Origin of the sequence: Paenibacillus sp. FSL W8-0919 (assembly GCF_038003785.1) — a bacterium.
In the GTDB taxonomy this organism is placed as follows: Bacteria; Bacillota; Bacilli; order Paenibacillales; family Paenibacillaceae; genus Paenibacillus_AQ; species Paenibacillus_AQ lactis.
This window is the reverse complement of sequence record NZ_JBBOPV010000002.1, coordinates 19,541-35,873: the sequence shown is the minus strand read 5'-3', so window position 1 is coordinate 35,873 and position 16,333 is coordinate 19,541. Positions and strand designations below refer to the sequence as shown.

9 protein-coding genes are annotated in these 16,333 nt (G+C 56.7%); all 9 read left to right on the top strand.

Going from position 1 to position 16,333, the window contains the following annotated elements:
• Positions 1 to 56 precede the first annotated feature (56 nt).
• The 9 genes from NST44_RS30410 to NST44_RS30370 all read left to right on the top strand — a co-directional run bounded on the left by NST44_RS30410 (position 57) and on the right by NST44_RS30370 (position 16,139).
• The gene (locus tag NST44_RS30410) at positions 57 to 1,898 is read left to right on the top strand and encodes an alpha-L-fucosidase (protein ID WP_007131235.1); all 1,842 of its coding nucleotides are present in this window, start codon (positions 57 to 59) and stop codon (positions 1,896 to 1,898) included.
• Entirely contained in the window at positions 1,882 to 2,913 is a 1,032-nt protein-coding gene (locus NST44_RS30405; protein WP_007131236.1) for a glycoside hydrolase family protein, read from the top strand. The genes NST44_RS30410 and NST44_RS30405 overlap by 17 nt, the downstream gene beginning before the upstream one ends.
• Positions 2,914 to 3,821: 908 nt before the next feature.
• On the top strand, positions 3,822 to 5,405 hold the full coding sequence (locus NST44_RS30400) for an extracellular solute-binding protein (RefSeq protein WP_028405413.1): 1,584 nt from the start codon (positions 3,822 to 3,824) through the stop codon (positions 5,403 to 5,405).
• 243 nt (positions 5,406 to 5,648) lie between these two features.
• Positions 5,649 to 6,674, top strand: coding sequence for a response regulator (locus NST44_RS30395; protein WP_144878200.1), 1,026 nt, complete (start codon positions 5,649 to 5,651; stop codon positions 6,672 to 6,674).
• Positions 6,671 to 8,533, top strand: a complete 1,863-nt coding sequence (locus tag NST44_RS30390) for a cache domain-containing sensor histidine kinase (RefSeq protein ID WP_007131239.1) — start codon at positions 6,671 to 6,673, stop codon at positions 8,531 to 8,533. Before NST44_RS30395 ends, NST44_RS30390 begins: the two co-directional genes overlap by 4 nt.
• Before the next feature lie 360 nt (positions 8,534 to 8,893).
• Positions 8,894 to 11,677 (top strand): discoidin domain-containing protein, encoded by a 2,784-nt coding sequence (locus NST44_RS30385; protein WP_007131240.1) that lies wholly within the window; start codon positions 8,894 to 8,896, stop codon positions 11,675 to 11,677.
• Between the two features lie 77 nt (positions 11,678 to 11,754).
• The gene (locus NST44_RS30380; RefSeq protein ID WP_340901469.1) at positions 11,755 to 14,289 is read left to right on the top strand and encodes a glycoside hydrolase family 95 protein; all 2,535 of its coding nucleotides are present in this window, start codon (positions 11,755 to 11,757) and stop codon (positions 14,287 to 14,289) included.
• Between the two features lie 232 nt (positions 14,290 to 14,521).
• Positions 14,522 to 14,869, top strand: a complete 348-nt coding sequence (locus NST44_RS30375) for a hypothetical protein (RefSeq protein WP_007131242.1) — start codon at positions 14,522 to 14,524, stop codon at positions 14,867 to 14,869.
• A gap of 298 nt (positions 14,870 to 15,167) precedes the next feature.
• Positions 15,168 to 16,139 (top strand): phosphotransferase enzyme family protein, encoded by a 972-nt coding sequence (locus NST44_RS30370; protein WP_040739224.1) that lies wholly within the window; start codon positions 15,168 to 15,170, stop codon positions 16,137 to 16,139.
• Positions 16,140 to 16,333: the final 194 nt, after the last annotated feature.

The window sequence follows — 16,333 nt, the reverse complement described above, 5'->3', positions numbered from 1 at the left end:
TAATGAAGCCATGAACGACCAAGAGCTGCTGATGAATCAGGGCAAGGAGGGCGAGCATGAAACGGGATGAATACATGGACGGTGCTGGACTAAAGACAGGGCCGATGGAGGCGCAGGGATGGAAGAGGGATGAGTTTGCGTCCGAATTCGACCGGCGCATAGCCTGGTGGAGAGCGGCCCGGTTTGGCATTTTCGTGCACTGGGGGCCTTATTCGATGCTGGGCGGCATGTGGAAGGGGAAGCGCGTAGAAGCGAATTATGCAGAGCATATCCAGCTGCGCGGGAAGATTCCCGTTGCCGAGTACGCCGAGGCTGCCGCAGGGATGAAGCCGGATGCCTTTGACGCATATGAATGGGTGTCACTGGCGAAGCGGGCCGGTGCCAAATATATGATTGTAACGGCAAAGCACCATGACGGATTCGCGATGTACGACTCCAAGGTCAGCGATTATTCCATCACTCGCCACGCTCATTTTCCGAGCGACCCCCTCAAAGCGCTGGCGGCGGCCTGCGAAGCAGAGGGGATTCGCCTTGGAATCTACTACTCCCACGCGATGGATTGGCATCATCCGGATTCGCAAGGCAATACGCTGGACTACCCGGACAATGTCGGCGCGTGGGACCTGCTGGAGGATTGGGTGGATGACGACGGCAAAAGAACCCGCTTCGAGCGCTATCTTCAGGAGAAGGCATTGCCCCAGGTCGAGGAGCTGTTGACCGGTTACGGCCCGATCGGCGTGATGTGGTTCGACTGCGGCCATAAGATCAGCGATGAGCACGCCGAATGGTTCCGTGACCGGGTGCGCAGGCTTCAGCCGGATTGCCTCATTAATAAGCGCCTTCGGGACGAGCGGTTTGCGGATTACGGCAATCCGCACGATAATCAGCTTCGATTCCGTCCGGTGCAGCCGGACTGGGAGTCGATCCACACCTTGAACGACTCCTGGGGCTTCCGCTATGACGATGATAATTGGAAGAGCCCGGATGAGCTGATCGAGCAGCTGCTCCGGGTCGTAAGCGCGGGCGGCAATCTCGTTCTGAACATTGGGCCGATGGGAAGCGGGGCGATTGATGATACGTCAAGGCGCCTGCTGGAGACGGTAGGGCGTTTCCTGGAGTACAGCGGCGAAGCGATTTACGGGACAGAGGAAAGTCCGATCGGCGTGCCGCAGTGGGGCTGGTGTACATGGAAGCCGGACGAGTCCGCGTTATATCTGTTTGTAAGAGATTGGCCTTCGGACGGGCGATTGATCCTGCCCGGTCTCGCGAGCCGGGTCCAGTATGCGCAGCCGGTAGGGGGCATCGGAGAGCATGAGCATCCCCGCAGCCTTGCCTTCCGGCAGCTTGGGCCTTGGGACGTGGAGATTGACGTTCGTTCGGTCCGGAAGCATCCGTATGCAACGGTGATCAAGGTCAAGATCCTGGGGGAGCTGAAGGCGGATCCGACCCCCAGATTCATTGCCGGAATGCCGAACACGTTCTGGGCATACGATGGACGGATTGAGGGAGGCGTTCATTACGATAACGGCAAACGCGGGCATGACGGCGTAACTGGCTGGGCTGATCCCGGTGCAGCTGTTCACTGGACATTTCGTTCGGAAGAAGAAAGACCTGTCCGATGTCGTCTTATGGTCACATTATCCGCCGATGCCGAGCAGGCGGGCGGCCGGTTCGAGGTGTCGCTTGATGAGCAGAAGGTGGAGGCAACGATAGAGGAGACGGGCGGCGACGGGAGCTGGGGAGAGCTCGAGACGGGCCCGCTTACGGTAAGCTCGCGGGGACTCCACCATCTTGAAATCCGGGGCTTATCACTAGCCGGAAACTCTTTAATGAAGTTGCGAAAAATAACCTTGCTGCCTATAGAAGAAGGAGGGAAAAGCCATGAGGCTGGTGTTTGATCCTGCACCGGCAGCCGGAGGCTTCCGCATGCCGGGCTATTGGGTCTGGTGCGGAAGCGTAATCGAGGGGGAGGACGGCCGATACCATATGTTCGCTTCGCGCTGGCCGAAATCGCTGCCCATGCATCCCGGGTGGCTTGCGGCCTCGGAGATCGTCCGGGCGGCTGCGGATCATCCGGCCGGCCCGTACCGATACGAGGAAACAGTGCTTGGCGCCAGATCCCCGGCCTATTGGGACGGATGCAGCGTGCATAATCCGCACATCGTGAAGGTGGACGGGATATATGTGCTCTATTATATGGGCACCACGTTCCCGTTCCCTCTGCCGGAGGACGGAAGGCAGCTGCGGCCGGATGATCCGCTTGCCGTTGCGGCAAGAGCGAATAAACGAATCGGCATCGCGACGGCGCCATCCGTTGGGGGGCCGTGGACCCGGCCGGACCGACCCGTTTTGACGCCGCGCCCGGACCGCTTCGACAGCTACCTGGTGTCCAATCCGGCTCCATGCATCCATCCGGACGGCCGGGTGCTGCTCATCTATAAATCCCGACCTTATGCCGGGCATTCTTACGGAAACATGCAGCTTGGGGTGGCCTGTGCAGGATCGGTGCACGGTCCTTACGTTCGCGGCGATGAGCCTCTATTTCCCCCGTCGGTTCATGTTGAGGATCCGTTTATATGGCGTACACCACGCGGATACGAGATGATTGCCAAGGATATGGACGGCTCGCTGTCCGGGGAGCGATATGGCGGCATCCACGCATGGTCCGCTTCCGGCGGCCGATGGCAGTTGACGACGACGCCCGGGGAGCCGGCGTACTCCCGCAGGGTACGCTGGGATGACGGCACCGAGCGGCTGATGGGCAATCTGGAGCGCCCGTTTCTGCTTATGGAGGGAGGGCGCCCTGCCTGGATGTTCGCGGCGACTTCGGATGGAAGCCGCGGATTTCATGACTGCACGGAGACCTGGAATATGGCGATTCCGATCCGGGAAATCCTTCATCCGGATGAATAGCGGCAGCATTACGCGCCGTTAGGCAGACGAGTCTCGCAAGAAGGATGCACCAGCGATGCTGATTACGCGTCGATCCCGGCTGATGGAACGAGCAAGCCGGTATTGCATCGCGCCTTGTCTCTCAGGCGTGCTCTCATTTTTCGCGGGATTCAAGCATGGCCGGCAAAAAGTCGACAGACTGATGTAGAGATGTTTATATCAATCGCTTTTTAAGCGTCCTTTTCCGTAATCCGCGGTTCTTCACCGTGGTTTGGGATTGGACGCTTTTTCACATATAGCGATAATAGCGAGCCTCTATGATGTAATCGGATGGAACGACGCCTCCGTTTGACGGTTGTTCCTGGTGAGAGCTTGTACGTAATGGCAGAGAAAACCGCGTGCAATCTGATAACACTGATAACAACCGCTTCGTACCTACAACGCCATTAAGCGTATTATGGGTTTGATGATCCGCACAGCTTTTGGTCACGACTGGGGCGTCGGCGTTAAGGGTTGTTCTGCGCGGTCGCGCATTGGAATTCGTACTCGTTCGCACTATACTATATCAATAACCTGAGGCTGTTTTTCGCTGCAGGTTCGCCTGCGGGAGATTGCCATGACCAACCAGATAGGGGGGATGGACACAATAATCGGCTCGATCAAGCCGGATCGTAAAAGAACACACAGGATCATAAAAAACGCCAATACGGAAATGAGGCGATTTAGGCTACCATGAAATTGATTTTACGTAAGCGCTTACCTTTGAGTGGCAGGGTGACTGATTGGGCATGGCTCGGCATGGATAAGCGACGGATAGGCATGGACAGATATGAATCATAAGGATCGAGATGGATCGATGGCATGTTGGAGCTTGTTTGATCTCCAAATGAAATGAACGGTTGATGATTTCGTGGAAAGGGGAGAGGTTGATGAAGAGAGGCTTTTCGGTTTTGCTCGTGAGCTGCCTGATCCTAACGCTGCTGGCAGGCTGCGGAGGAAAAGCGGGTGAGGGCGGACAAGCGGGAGCTCAGCCGGGAGCTAAGGATGGGGCGGCCGCATCCGAGAAACTGTCCTTCTCGATTTCATTCTCTACGGGCGGCAATATCTATATTGAATCCTCGCCGGATATCAATAACGACAAATGGGTGCTGAAGCTGGAGGAAATGACGAACACCGATCTGGATATCCGTTTGATGTCGCACAAGGAATTCGACCAGAAGATGAGCCTGATGTTTGCCGGCAACGATATCCCGGATGTTGTGGGAAATATGCGAGGCGGGCCTACGACGGCCTCCATGTCGGGCTCGGTGGAAGCCGGCGTATTCATGCCGCTTGATGATTTGCTCAAGGAGCATGCGCCGAATCTGATGAAAATGGTGACACCGGAGGCATGGGAGGAGGTGTCGTATAACGGCAGCATTTACGGCATTCCCTCCTGGCTGGAGAACCTGTCGCGCCGCGCTACATTTATCCGTACGGATCTGATGGAGAAGGCCGGCATCAAGGAAGCGCCGAAGACGGTCGAGGAGTACCTGGATATGCTGCGCGCGTTCAAGAAGCTGGGCGTTGAGCATCCGTATCAGTATCGCGAGAATTTCAAATATGCGGATACCTTCCTTGGCGCTTACGATGTGCTGCCGTTTCAATTCATGGAGCTGAACGGCGAGGTGGTGCCGAAGTTTTTCGATGTAGAGAATATGACCAAGGCGCTTCAAACGTACAAGACCATGTATGACGAAGGGCTGATCCCGAAGGACTTTGCCTCGCTCTCGCAGGTTGATTACAGGCGCAACATCAATTCAGGCAAGTCCGGCATGTGGGCTTCCAACGGCGAAGGGCTCATCGGCTTTCGCACGAAGCTGAAGGAAGTGGACCCTTCGATGAAAGTAGATATTTATCCGTCTCCAACCGGGCCGGACGGCAAAGGCGGCCTGGGCTTATACAGCTCGATCTCAACGACGTTTTACATCAACAGCAAGGTCGGCAAGGAAAAAGCGATCGAGATCATTAAGTTTCTGGACTGGATGCTGACAGAGGAAGCGGATATGTTCTTCTCGTTCGGGATCGAAGGCGAGAACTACACGACTGAGAACGGTAAAGTCAACTACACATGGCCGGTAAAGAAGGAGGAAGTGGATGAAGCCGGGTTCCGGGCCAACCAATTGTGGTTTGTGCATGAGCTGACCTACAACAAGAAGCAGACAGCCCTTACGGAAGACGGCCAGGACGTAGTGGCCGCATTCCGCGATGTGCTCAGCAACGAAGGGCGCGGCGGCATTACCTTTACGGCGAACCTGAACAGCTTCTCCAAGTTCCCGGACCTTGCCTCGACGGGAGATACGGGACCGAAATTCATTCTGGACAGCATGGTCAAAATGATCTACGGCAAGCAGCCGATCTCCGATTGGCCGAAGGTGCTGGAGGAATATCGGGCCAAAGGCGGGAACGAGATCATTAAGGAGGCAACGGAGCGCTGGAAGAACAAGGAGAATGTCGTGGATCGCACAAGATGACTCTACTGGCGCGCAGCCTCGGTACCCTGCAAAATAGCCGGCAGGACTTATCAAGCAAAGGCGAATTTTTCTATACAATAAAGCCGATATGTAAGCGTTTCACCTGATGTGGGCTGCGAAAAAAATAGGTATCCGCCGGTCAAGCCGCTTGTCGGCTGACCCAGGAGGGTACCTTCTCGTCCCGCCGGCGAGGTTGTTCATCGGAATCATTCGAATTCTTCTACATACAGGAGGCTGATAATAATGCGGTTGCTTATTGCTGATGATGAACCCGTCATTCGGAGAGGGCTGGTTAAAATGGCGGAATCTTACCGCCTGCGGTTTGACGCGATTGATACGGCCGTAAACGGCGAGCATGCTTTGTCGCGGATCAAGGAGGCCGAGCCGGACGTGCTCTTGACCGATATTCGGATGCCCAGAATGAACGGGCTGGAGCTGTGCCGGGAGCTTCATGAGCAGTACGGGCACATTCAGATCGTCGTCATCTCCGGGTATGGCGAATTTCAGTATGCCCAGCAGTGCTTGGCTTATGGCGTAAAGCATTATCTGCTGAAACCGGTGACGGGGGCGATGCTTCATCAGGCGTTCGATGCGATCATGAAGCATCGTCACAAAGGGATTGTGTCCCTTGCTTCCTATGTCGACTGGATCGAAAATATTGGACAGGAAATTTGGATGCTGCAGACGGAACGGCTGGATCAGCTGTTAAAAGAATGGAGAGAGCAGCTGCTGGCAGCCGGGCTCAGCGTCCAGCAGCTGCAGCAGCTGCTGGATGACGCGGTGGGCATGATCTACCGGCGCTTGGTGTCCAAGGGATACATGGAGCTGACGGCCATCAAGCCGCTGGGTCATGGGGCGGCTCCGGAGCCGCTGCTCCAAGCGTTTGAACTAAGGGTCAAGCAAATGACCGCGGATTTGATCACCCAGCGCTGGGGCAACTTCAAAAATCCGCTGGAGGAGGTGAAGTCCTACATCGATTCGCATCTGTCCGAGGAAATCACCTTGGAGGAAGTGGCTGAAATGGCGGGCTACACGCCCACGTATTTTAGCGCGATGTTCAAGAAGATGACGAACGAAACCTTTGTCCGGTACCGTATCCACAGACGGATGGAGCGGGCAAAGGAGCTGCTGGCGCTGCCGCATATGCGGATCATCGACGTCGCCGCGAATGTAGGCTATGAGGATTACCCCCATTTTACGAAGATGTTTAAGAAAGTGACGGGGCACACCCCGACGGAATACCGGTCCATGCTGGGGTTTAACGGATGAGCAGCAAGCTGTACCGCAAGCTGTTTCTGTACTGCGTGTCCATCATCGTACTGTCCTCACTTCTAATCGGCATTGTCACTTATTCCCGTTCATCGGCAGAACTGGACCAGCAGCTGGACCGGCATATGTCACAAACGGTACAGAATGCGCTGATTCATACGGATATGTACATTAAGTCGTATGACCGGACGATGATTACGCTGCTGACGAACCGGGAATTGAAAAAATTCGTGGATCTGCCGAATCCCGCCGACAACTACGAGTACTATCATATCAGCTCGACGATTAAGGAAATGGTCTTTCGCCCGCAGATGGATCGGGGGCCGGATTTGCTGACCATGTATATTCTCTCCAACGACGGCAATGCCGTCTACAGCTTCAGCTCCGACGTTGCGGAGCCGGTGTTCAGCGCGGAGGAGAAGTCGGCACAGCTTGCGGATCTGCGCAGGCTGACAAAGGATGAGAGCGGGCTGATGATCGATACCGCAAGCATCATTCCGGGAAGAGGCGGCAGCGTGGTTCGGATGACAAGACAGATCAAGGGCCTGTCCTCCATCGCGGAAAAGGGCGTGCTGGCCATGGAGGTACGGTCTCAAGAGCTCTCGACGCTTTGGCAAGGAATCGATCTTGGGGAGCAAGGATACTTCTACATCGCCGATGCCGACGGCCACGTGGTGTACCAGCCGGAGAGCCTGGTGGGCGACGCTTCATCACCTGCACAGGATCCGAAGCTGAGGGACCGGATTATGGATGCGGGCGAGGATTCCTTCCGGTACACGACGGCGGATGGCGAGGAGCGGGTATTCATGGCAAGAATGTCGCCTTATTCGGGCTGGCGTCTGGTCACCTCCATACCGCTGGAAGAGTGGCGCAAGCCCATCGCCAATATCCGCACCACCGTCTGGGGCATCGGCCTTGTCAGCCTGCTTGCAGCGTGCTTGCTCGCTTACCGGTTCGTGCGTTCCATCACCCAGCCGATCCAGACCATCATCCGGGGGATGCGGCAGACGGAGCAGGGCCGCTGGACGCCGCTTGAGCTTCCCGAGCGGGACGATGAATTGACCGAGATGATGCAGCGTTACAATTTGATGGTAACCCGTCTGTCGGAGCTCATCGAGCGGGTGTACGAAAGCGAGCTGCAGCAGCAGAAGATCATTATCGCCAGGCAGCGTGCGGAATTCCAGGCTCTTCAGCTGCAGATCAATCCGCATTTTATGTATAACACGCTGGAGACGATCGTCTGTTACGCAGAGGTCAGAGGCTCGTCCGAAATTACGGAAATGGTATCCTCTCTTGCTTATATGATGCGTTACTCCCTCCTTACGTCTCTGGAGGAGATTACAGTGGCTAATGAGCTGAACCATGTGCTGAGCTACATGACCATCATGAAGCATCGGCATGAACTGGAATTTGACCTGCGGGTGGAGGTGCCGCCTGAGCTGCTGCTATTCAGCATGGTTCGCTTGACGCTGCAGCCGTTGATCGAAAATGCGTTTCAGCACGCGTTTCCGGACGGCATCGACGAGTCGAGCTGGATCACGATTTCAGCAGGCCTGAGCGATGACATCTTCTGGGTCAGCGTGACGGATAACGGCGCAGGTCTGTCCGCTGAGAGGCAGCGTGAAATATTAGACCGGTTCTCCCATGCTCATGAGTGGGACGCTGCGACGGCAGAATCCTCGTCAGCTGCAAGCGGAGACGCGTGGGGCATCGGAGGGATTGGAGGCATCGGGCTGCTCAATGTGCACCGCAGGATCCAGCTTGTGTTCGGTGAACGCTATGGTCTTAGGCTGAGCTCGGAAGGCGGGGGGATGGGCACCACCGTCAAGATGATGATGCCAAGTCCGCAGTCTGCTTAAAGCCGGCTTCTCCTAGGAATCGAAAACAGGTGCGATCACCCATACCTCAACTTCTCTTGCCTTAAGGCTTCCCTCGGTTTCAAGCCGCTTAATCATGGTCGCACAGCTTCCTGCAGCCTCATGCAGCCTCATTGTAACGGATGTAACGCCAACGGCACATGCGGCTCCGTTCGTTTGCGATTGTGTTTTCTTAGGAGAGCATATTTCTTAAAAAAACACCCTGTCTCCGCAAGTTACGGCATGGCGTAACGGGCCGGGCAGCCCTACGATGGAATCATAATCCGCTAAGTGGAGGAAGGAGGAGCGCGTCAATCACGGATCGATCGTCAATCACGACATTAGACGAAGGATGGGGGATGAATGATGAAAAAGGCACGAAAGCGCGATGGATGGGAAAACCGCAGGATTGCCGTCCTGCTGCTGGGCGTTCTGCTGCTCTCCTTGGGAAATTTGCCGGTAAAAGGGGACGCGGCCTTGACTGCCGGCGGCGCTCCCGTGAATCTTGCGCTCGACAAGCCGGCCATGGCCAGCTCTGCCGTAAGCGGGCGGGAAGCCGGAAAAGCCGTTGACGGCAGCAGGGATACCTATTGGCAGCCGGCAAGCACGGATCGCGAAGATATGAGCGTGCATATCCAGGTCGAGCTTGGAAGCGGACAGCCGTTGAACCAGGTCATACTTGATTTGAACCGGGGGGATAACCTGAAGGCTGTGGAAATCGATTACTCGCTGGAAGGGGAGTCATGGAGCCGCGCGTTCACAAAGACCGAGGGCATTCGGGCGGACGGTCAGGAGCGTATTTCATTTGATGCCGTAACGGCCTCTCAAGTCCGTATCACGCTGCAGCTGTCGCGGAACCTGAACGTGCAGCTGAAGGAGATGGAGATTTATATGCAGGACGGCAGCTCGGAGATTCCGGTCGATGTAACGGAGCTTGCCTTCGTGAAGGGGGACGGGACTCCATTTGGCAACAATGACGAGCTAAGCTTGGAGATTGGCGGTACCACTCCTCTCGAGGTCCGAGGAAGAGGGGCGAACGGGGAGTGGGCGGCGCTGCCTCCTCACCAAATCCGGTATCTAGCGGATGGAGCCAGCTCGACGGTTACGCCAGACGGGACTGTGACCGGCCGCAAAGTCGGCGCGACCCGGATCTACGCCGAAGCCAGCGTGGGCGGCAAGACGGTCCGTTCGCCGGATTTATGGTTCGTCGTGAAGGATGAGCACGAATTCGAAGATGCGAAATATGTTGCCTTCACTTCCTTTCGTCATCCGGCATTGACGCAGAGAATCGGCGAGGCGGCGATTCTGGAGGAGACCAAGACCTTGCCGGTCGTCATGATTGCACCGAATCTAAGCGGAAGCGTCTCCACGAGATGGCTGAGGGACGGCCAATCGAGAGGAAATCTCGGGACGAAAACGCTAATCGCTGGCGAGGATGCCTCCATACAGCTTCCAGGCGGTATGAAAGTGCCGGGAACCTATGAGATCCAAATGACGTTCCATATGTCGGACGGCGGGACGTACTACGACAGCCTGTATTATACCGTCATGCCCAAGAACGGGGTGCCTGACGGGCAGAGCCGGATCGCCTACGTCGGCAAAAACGGACGGATGGTTTACGTTCCCGACTATAAAGGCAATCGGATCATCGACTTCTCTCATGTCGGATACCAAGGGGGCGGCGTAAGGCTGCCGGATGTTCAGGCGGAGGTTGCCGTGGAGCCGACCGGCGGGGACGATACGGCGATGCTGCAGGCGGCGATTGATGAAGTGTCCCGGCTCCCGCGGGATGCGGACGGGTTCCGGGGAGCCGTGCTGCTAAGAAGCGGAACGTATTTCGTCGGCGGAACCCTGCGCATTCAGGCAAGCGGCGTCGTGCTCCGGGGCGAAGGCAAGGACGACAATGGGACGATCATCCGCGGCACGGGGACAGCTGCCCGAAACCTGATCGAGGTCGGCGGTACGGCCGGTCCGTCGATCGTGGAGGGGACGGAGACGGACATCCAGGACTTGTATGTTCCGGCGGGCTCCCGAACGTTTCATGTTCAGGATGCTTCGGGCTATAAGGCGGGGGATTCCGTTATCGTCAGACGGATCGGCAGCGAGCGCTGGATTCATGAAATCGGCATGGATCATATCTTTATGAGGCCGCTCACCGGCGGAACGAAGCAATGGACGCCCTTTAACCTTGATTTTGACCGGGTGATCACCGCAATTGACGGCAACCGGATTACGGTTGACGCACCGCTGGCCAACGCCATCGAGCGTCAGTGGGGCGGCGGCAAGCTCTTCAAAGCGACGGACGAGGAGCGGATCGAACAGGTCGGCATCGAGAACATGCGGGCCGTATCCGATTTTGACCCGAGCAAGACGGACACGAAGATGGATAATGACGTTCTGGATACGCCGTATTATTCGGATGAAGACCACGCCGAGCGCTTTATCATGATGAACAGCGTGAAGAATGCCTGGGTTCGCGAGGTGGAAGGATACCACTTCTCTTATGCCTTGGTGCAGGTCGGCCGGCAGGCCAAATGGGTAACGGTGCAGGACAGCGAAATGTACGACATGGTGAGCATCATCACCGGGGGAAGACGCTACAGCCTCTTCATTCAGGGGCAGTTAAACCTAGTCCAGCGAAACTATACCGAAACCTCCCGGCATGCTTACGTCATTGAGAGCCGCGTACAGGGACCCAACGTAATGTACGATAACAGGGCGACCCGGGAGTACAATACGAGCGAGCCTCATCACCGCTGGTCGACGGGCGGTCTGTACGACAATGTCAGCGCACGGATCAGCGTTCGCGACCGGGCTTGGCTCGGCAGCGGACACGGGTGGGCAGGCGCCAATTACGTCATGTGGAATACCGAGGGCGGGCTCGTCGCTCAGAAGCCGCCGACTGCTCAGAATTACGCAATCGGGCATGTTCCGACGGAGGACGGCTTGAACGTCAGGCCGCTCGTGCCGAACGACTACGACCCGCGTCCGCGGGAGGACGGTTATTGGGAGTCGACGGGTCGGCATGTTGCGCCGCAAAGCTTGTTTATCCAGCAGCTGAAGGATCGTCTCGGCCAGGAAGCGGTGGATCATCTCGCCCGTACGCCGGTGGGAGGCGGTGCTTTGGATGTACCGGAATTACCTTGATCTGATATAGGGGAAGAGGGGATGTTCAGCGATGTCTGGAGTCCCCTTTTCCATAGGAATGGGAGGCATGAATACGTATGGGCAACCAGGGCTCGAACATGGACGGGAGGCAGCGATTCGATGCAGAGGTTAAAGCAAGGATCATGGGGACTGACGAGGCGTCATTATCAGGAGCCGTTGAGCGGCCTCTGCGGTTATGGTATACCTCGCCTGCGGCGGAATGGAATGAGGCGCTGCCGATCGGCAATGGACGGCTCGGAGGGATGGTGTTTGGCAGAACCGGCCTTGAGCGGGTGCAATTGAACGAGGATTCGCTATGGTACGGCGGACCGGGAAGGGGGGGCAACCCGAATGCTATCCCGTATTTGGGCGACATCCGGCAATTGCTTCAGGATGGCCGTCAAGCGGAGGCCGAGCATCTGGCCCGGATGGCAATGACCTCTTCGCCGAAATATGAGCAGCCCTATCAGCCGCTGGGCGATCTGCTGCTGAAATTCCTGAACGCCGAAGCACCGGCGACGCACTATGAGCGGGAATTGGACTTGCAGCGTTCCATGGCGGCCGTGACCTACACATCGGGGGGAATCACTTACCGCAGGCAGTACTTTGCAAGCGCGCCGGACGGTGTGCTGGTCATCCGTCTGACGGCAGACCGCCCCGGCAGTTTGACCTTTGCCGCAAACCTGATGCGCCGTCCTTTCGACTGCGGCACCCGATCGATCGGGAATGACACCCTGACTATGAAAGGGGAGGCCGGGGCGGACGGCGTCTCCTTCTGCGCTTCTTTGCGCGGAGCCGCTGAAGGGGGGAATATCCGCATCATCGGCGATTTCATGTCCGTTGAAGGTGCGGATGCCGTAACGCTGCTGTTATCCGCTCAGACGACGTTCCGGTGCCGGAAACCGGAAGAGATGTGCCTGCAGCAGCTGGACCATGCGTCTTCGATCCCCTATGAGCGGTTGTTCAGCCGCCACGTGGAGGAATACAGGGAGAAGTTCGGCAGGTTTTCGCTGAAGCTGGAGGTGGACGCCGGCGCGCGGGATTATGCTTCCCTCCCTACCGATCAGCGGCTGAACCTTTTGAAGGAGCGGGTCAGGGTCAGTAACTCGGGGGCGAATCCGGAAGGAAACTCAGGCGCAGATCCGGAGGGTAACTCTGGGGCGTATCCGGATGATGACCCTGGACTAATTGAATTATATGTGCAGTACGGCCGGTATTTACTGCTGTCCAGTTCCCGGCCGGGGTCCCTGGCAGCCAATCTCCAAGGGATATGGAACGACAGCTTTACGCCGCCGTGGGAGTCCAAGTACACGATTAACGCGAACATCCAGATGAACTACTGGCCCGCGGAGCTTCTTGGATTGCCGGAGTGCCATGAGCCGCTGTTCGATCTGATTCACCGAATGCTGCCGAACGGCCGGAAGACGGCCGGGGAGATGTACGGCTGCCGCGGCTTTGCGGCCCATCATAATACGAATGTATGGGGGGAGACCAGACCCGAGGGGATCTTGATGACCTGCACCGTGTGGCCGATGGGAGCCGCATGGCTGTGCTTGCACCTGTGGGAGCATGTCCGCTTCGGAGGAGATGCCGATTTTCTCCGCGACCGGGCATACCCCGTCATGAAGGAAGCGGCCATCTTTCTGCTGGACTATATGACGATAGACGGGGAGGGCAGGCGGATTACCGGGCCCTCCGTATCTCCGGAGAACCGCTTCGTGCTTCCGGATGGTGCCGTGGGCAGTCTCTGCATGGGCCCATCCATGGACTCGCAGATTGCCCATGCTTTATTGCAAGCCTGTCTGGAGGCCGGGCGGCTGCTTGGGGAGGACACCCGCTTTCTTGACGAGCTTGAAGCAGCGATCCGTAACATCCCGGCTCCGCAAATCGGAAGGCACGGAGGCATCATGGAGTGGCTCGAGGATTATGAAGAGGCGGACCCGGGCCATCGCCATATCTCTCAATTGTTCGCCTTATATCCGGGGGAGCAGATCGACCCGTTTCATACGCCGGAGCTGGCCGAAGCCGCCAAGAGGACGCTTGAGCGGCGGCTTGCGCATGGAGGAGGACATACCGGCTGGAGCCGGGCTTGGATCATTAATTATTATGCGCGGCTATTGAACGGAACGGAAGCGTACGGGCATTTGCTTCAATTGCTTGCCTCTTCGACATTCCCGAATATGCTCGATTGCCATCCGCCTTTTCAAATCGACGGAAATTTTGGGGGAATTGCAGGCGTTGGCGAGATGCTGCTGCAGTCGCATGCAGGCGAGCTGAGGCTGCTGCCGGCGCTCCCGTCTGGATGGAGCAGCGGCGATGTGAAAGGGCTGCGCGCCCGGGGAGGCTGGGTCGTGGATATACGATGGGAGGATGGGGAGTTATCCGAAGCGAAGGTGTGTGCATCGAGAGCAGGCCGGTGCACGGTGTGGTCCTCCACGCCCCTTGTTCCCGTTCCCGTGGAAGCGTCGAGCACGAACGAGGAGGATCGCCACGATAACTCTTCTGGCGGCCATCGTCTGTCGTTTCTTATGAAGGAAGGGGAGTCGTATATTCTGAGGAGGGACTTCGGAAAGCCCGGCGGTGATCCATCCATGCAAACCGTCCCGATATGAAAGGATGGCGCCAGCGCAAGCAGCAACCAGTAACTATGAATCCAGGCAGGGCAGAGGGGCCAAGCTTCTCTGCTTGTCTACTGCTCGGCGTCTTCTCTATTAGAAACGGCCTATTTAAAAACTCACAGGACAAGTCTCGCCAAGCGGTGGGATTTACGCGTTTTTGCTTGATTTTATCCTAATTGTGCCGCCCATCTGCATACATATGTTGTGTAGAGGAGCGTGAGATGCGATGGATGTGAAGTTGCGAAGATACTATCAACTCAAGCAAAAGCAAAAAGAGCTGGAGCAGGAATTATCGGAGCTGCGCGGGCAAATCATTGAGCATTGCCAGCAGCAGGGGGTCCAGGAGCTGGAGGCGGGGACGTATCGGGCTAAGCTGGTCCTTCAAGACCGGAAGGAGTTCGATGAGCAGAAGCTGTACGAAGCGCTGCCGGATCCGGATGTATGGCGGCTGCTCTCCAAGCCGGATGCGTCCAAGATTGCCGGGCTTATCAAATTGAACGTGATTTCCGAAGACGCCATCAAGGATACCTATGCGGCAAAGCGCATTACGATACTGCAAGTGGAAAAAAAATGAGGAAGGAACAATAAGCATGCACGGAGCCCCGCGATGTCGCGGGGTTATTGCATGTCTGGATACAAGCTTCGAGTAAAAATCGCCTATACCCATTCTCCCCCATCCGCGGCGGCTGCCGCTCCTGTACAATGACATCAAGGAAGGGACGTATGAACGTCCGGGCCTTGAAGGAGCCATGGAAAGGGGTGACGTTGTTGAATACGCATTTCATTCACAATCGGATACAGGAGAGAGGGCTCGGGATTTAGGGATATACGCTCGGTCCTCTCGCGCTGTCATGGGAGGAACGCTTGAGAAGATGATGAGGTTAACGACAATGGTTCGAGGTCTGGCCGGCGATACGGTGGCCCGCGAAATGGCGAAGCGATGGGAGCATGACGAAGGGACGATGAAGCTCTGGAGAGCAAGCACCAATTTCGTGTATGTGCTTGACCGTCAGGGCGTCCGGTATTTTCTGCGTTTTAGTTCGGATGAGGATCGTAGCATGGAACAGCTGACCGCCGAGCTGGATTATATGCGGTTTTTGGCCGAGCGGGGGTACCCGTGCGTACTTCCTGTGCCATCATCCGGCGGAAATATCGTCGAAACGGTACGGACCTCGGAAGGCACATACTACGGTGTCGTATTTAGCGCGGCCATCGGTGCCGTGCTGAACAACGAGACTGTGTCGAAGCGGCAGTGCCGGGATTGGGGGAGGGCGCTTGCACGGCTTCACAGGTTATCTTGTGAATACGAGCCGGGGCTATACCGGCGGAGAGGTCCGGAGCAGATCCTGCAGTGGATCGACGGGGTGCTGAAGCGGCATCCCGAAGAACGGGAGGCGAGGGAAGAGCTGTACCGCATCTGTCTATGGCTGCAGTTCATGCCTGCGTCCAGACAGAGCTTCGGTTTGATCCACTATGATTTCCAACTGGATAACGTATTCTATCAAGCGGATCAGCGCTCGTTTCAAGTTATCGATTTTGACGACTCGATGTATCATTGGTTTGCGATGGATATCGCATCAACGCTGGCGGATACGGAGTGCCGGATCCAGCGGGAGGCATTTCTTGAAGGCTATCGCTCCATCCGGAGCTTGGAGCCGGAAACCGAAGAGGAGCTTCCGAGGTTTCGGCGGTTCGGACGCCTGTATAGCTTCGCCAGAATCCTCCGCGCCTTGGAGCATAGCGATCTCGTTCTTGACGACGCGCCCCCTTGGTATAAGGGGCTTCGGGATAAACTGATTGCCTATTGCGACGACGATCGCGGAAGCTTCAGTGAACCATGGTAAATTGCAGCTCTGTTTCGCTGTGCTTCTCCCGGAGTGCGGTGTAATGCTGACTGTAGCACGATGATCAGCGTCAACTTCGGATTACAATCATGGGGAAGTGAAGGGCGCAACGCAGCGATTATTAGCAAGAGGATAGCCGAGACTTGTTACAGACAGGTCTTGGCTTTGTTCGTTAATAAGGAATCATACATATT

Coding starts and splice junctions, on each gene's coding strand:
- NST44_RS30390 (WP_007131239.1), top strand. CDS start 6,671: ATGAGCAGCAAGCTGTACCGCAAGCTGTTTCTGTACTGCGTGTCCATC.
- NST44_RS30400 (WP_028405413.1), top strand. CDS start 3,822: ATGAAGAGAGGCTTTTCGGTTTTGCTCGTGAGCTGCCTGATCCTAACG.
- NST44_RS30385 (WP_007131240.1), top strand. CDS start 8,894: ATGATGAAAAAGGCACGAAAGCGCGATGGATGGGAAAACCGCAGGATT.
- NST44_RS30395 (WP_144878200.1), top strand. CDS start 5,649: ATGCGGTTGCTTATTGCTGATGATGAACCCGTCATTCGGAGAGGGCTG.
- NST44_RS30375 (WP_007131242.1), top strand. CDS start 14,522: ATGGATGTGAAGTTGCGAAGATACTATCAACTCAAGCAAAAGCAAAAA.
- NST44_RS30405 (WP_007131236.1), top strand. CDS start 1,882: ATGAGGCTGGTGTTTGATCCTGCACCGGCAGCCGGAGGCTTCCGCATG.
- NST44_RS30380 (WP_340901469.1), top strand. CDS start 11,755: ATGGGCAACCAGGGCTCGAACATGGACGGGAGGCAGCGATTCGATGCA.
- NST44_RS30410 (WP_007131235.1), top strand. CDS start 57: ATGAAACGGGATGAATACATGGACGGTGCTGGACTAAAGACAGGGCCG.
- NST44_RS30370 (WP_040739224.1), top strand. CDS start 15,168: ATGATGAGGTTAACGACAATGGTTCGAGGTCTGGCCGGCGATACGGTG.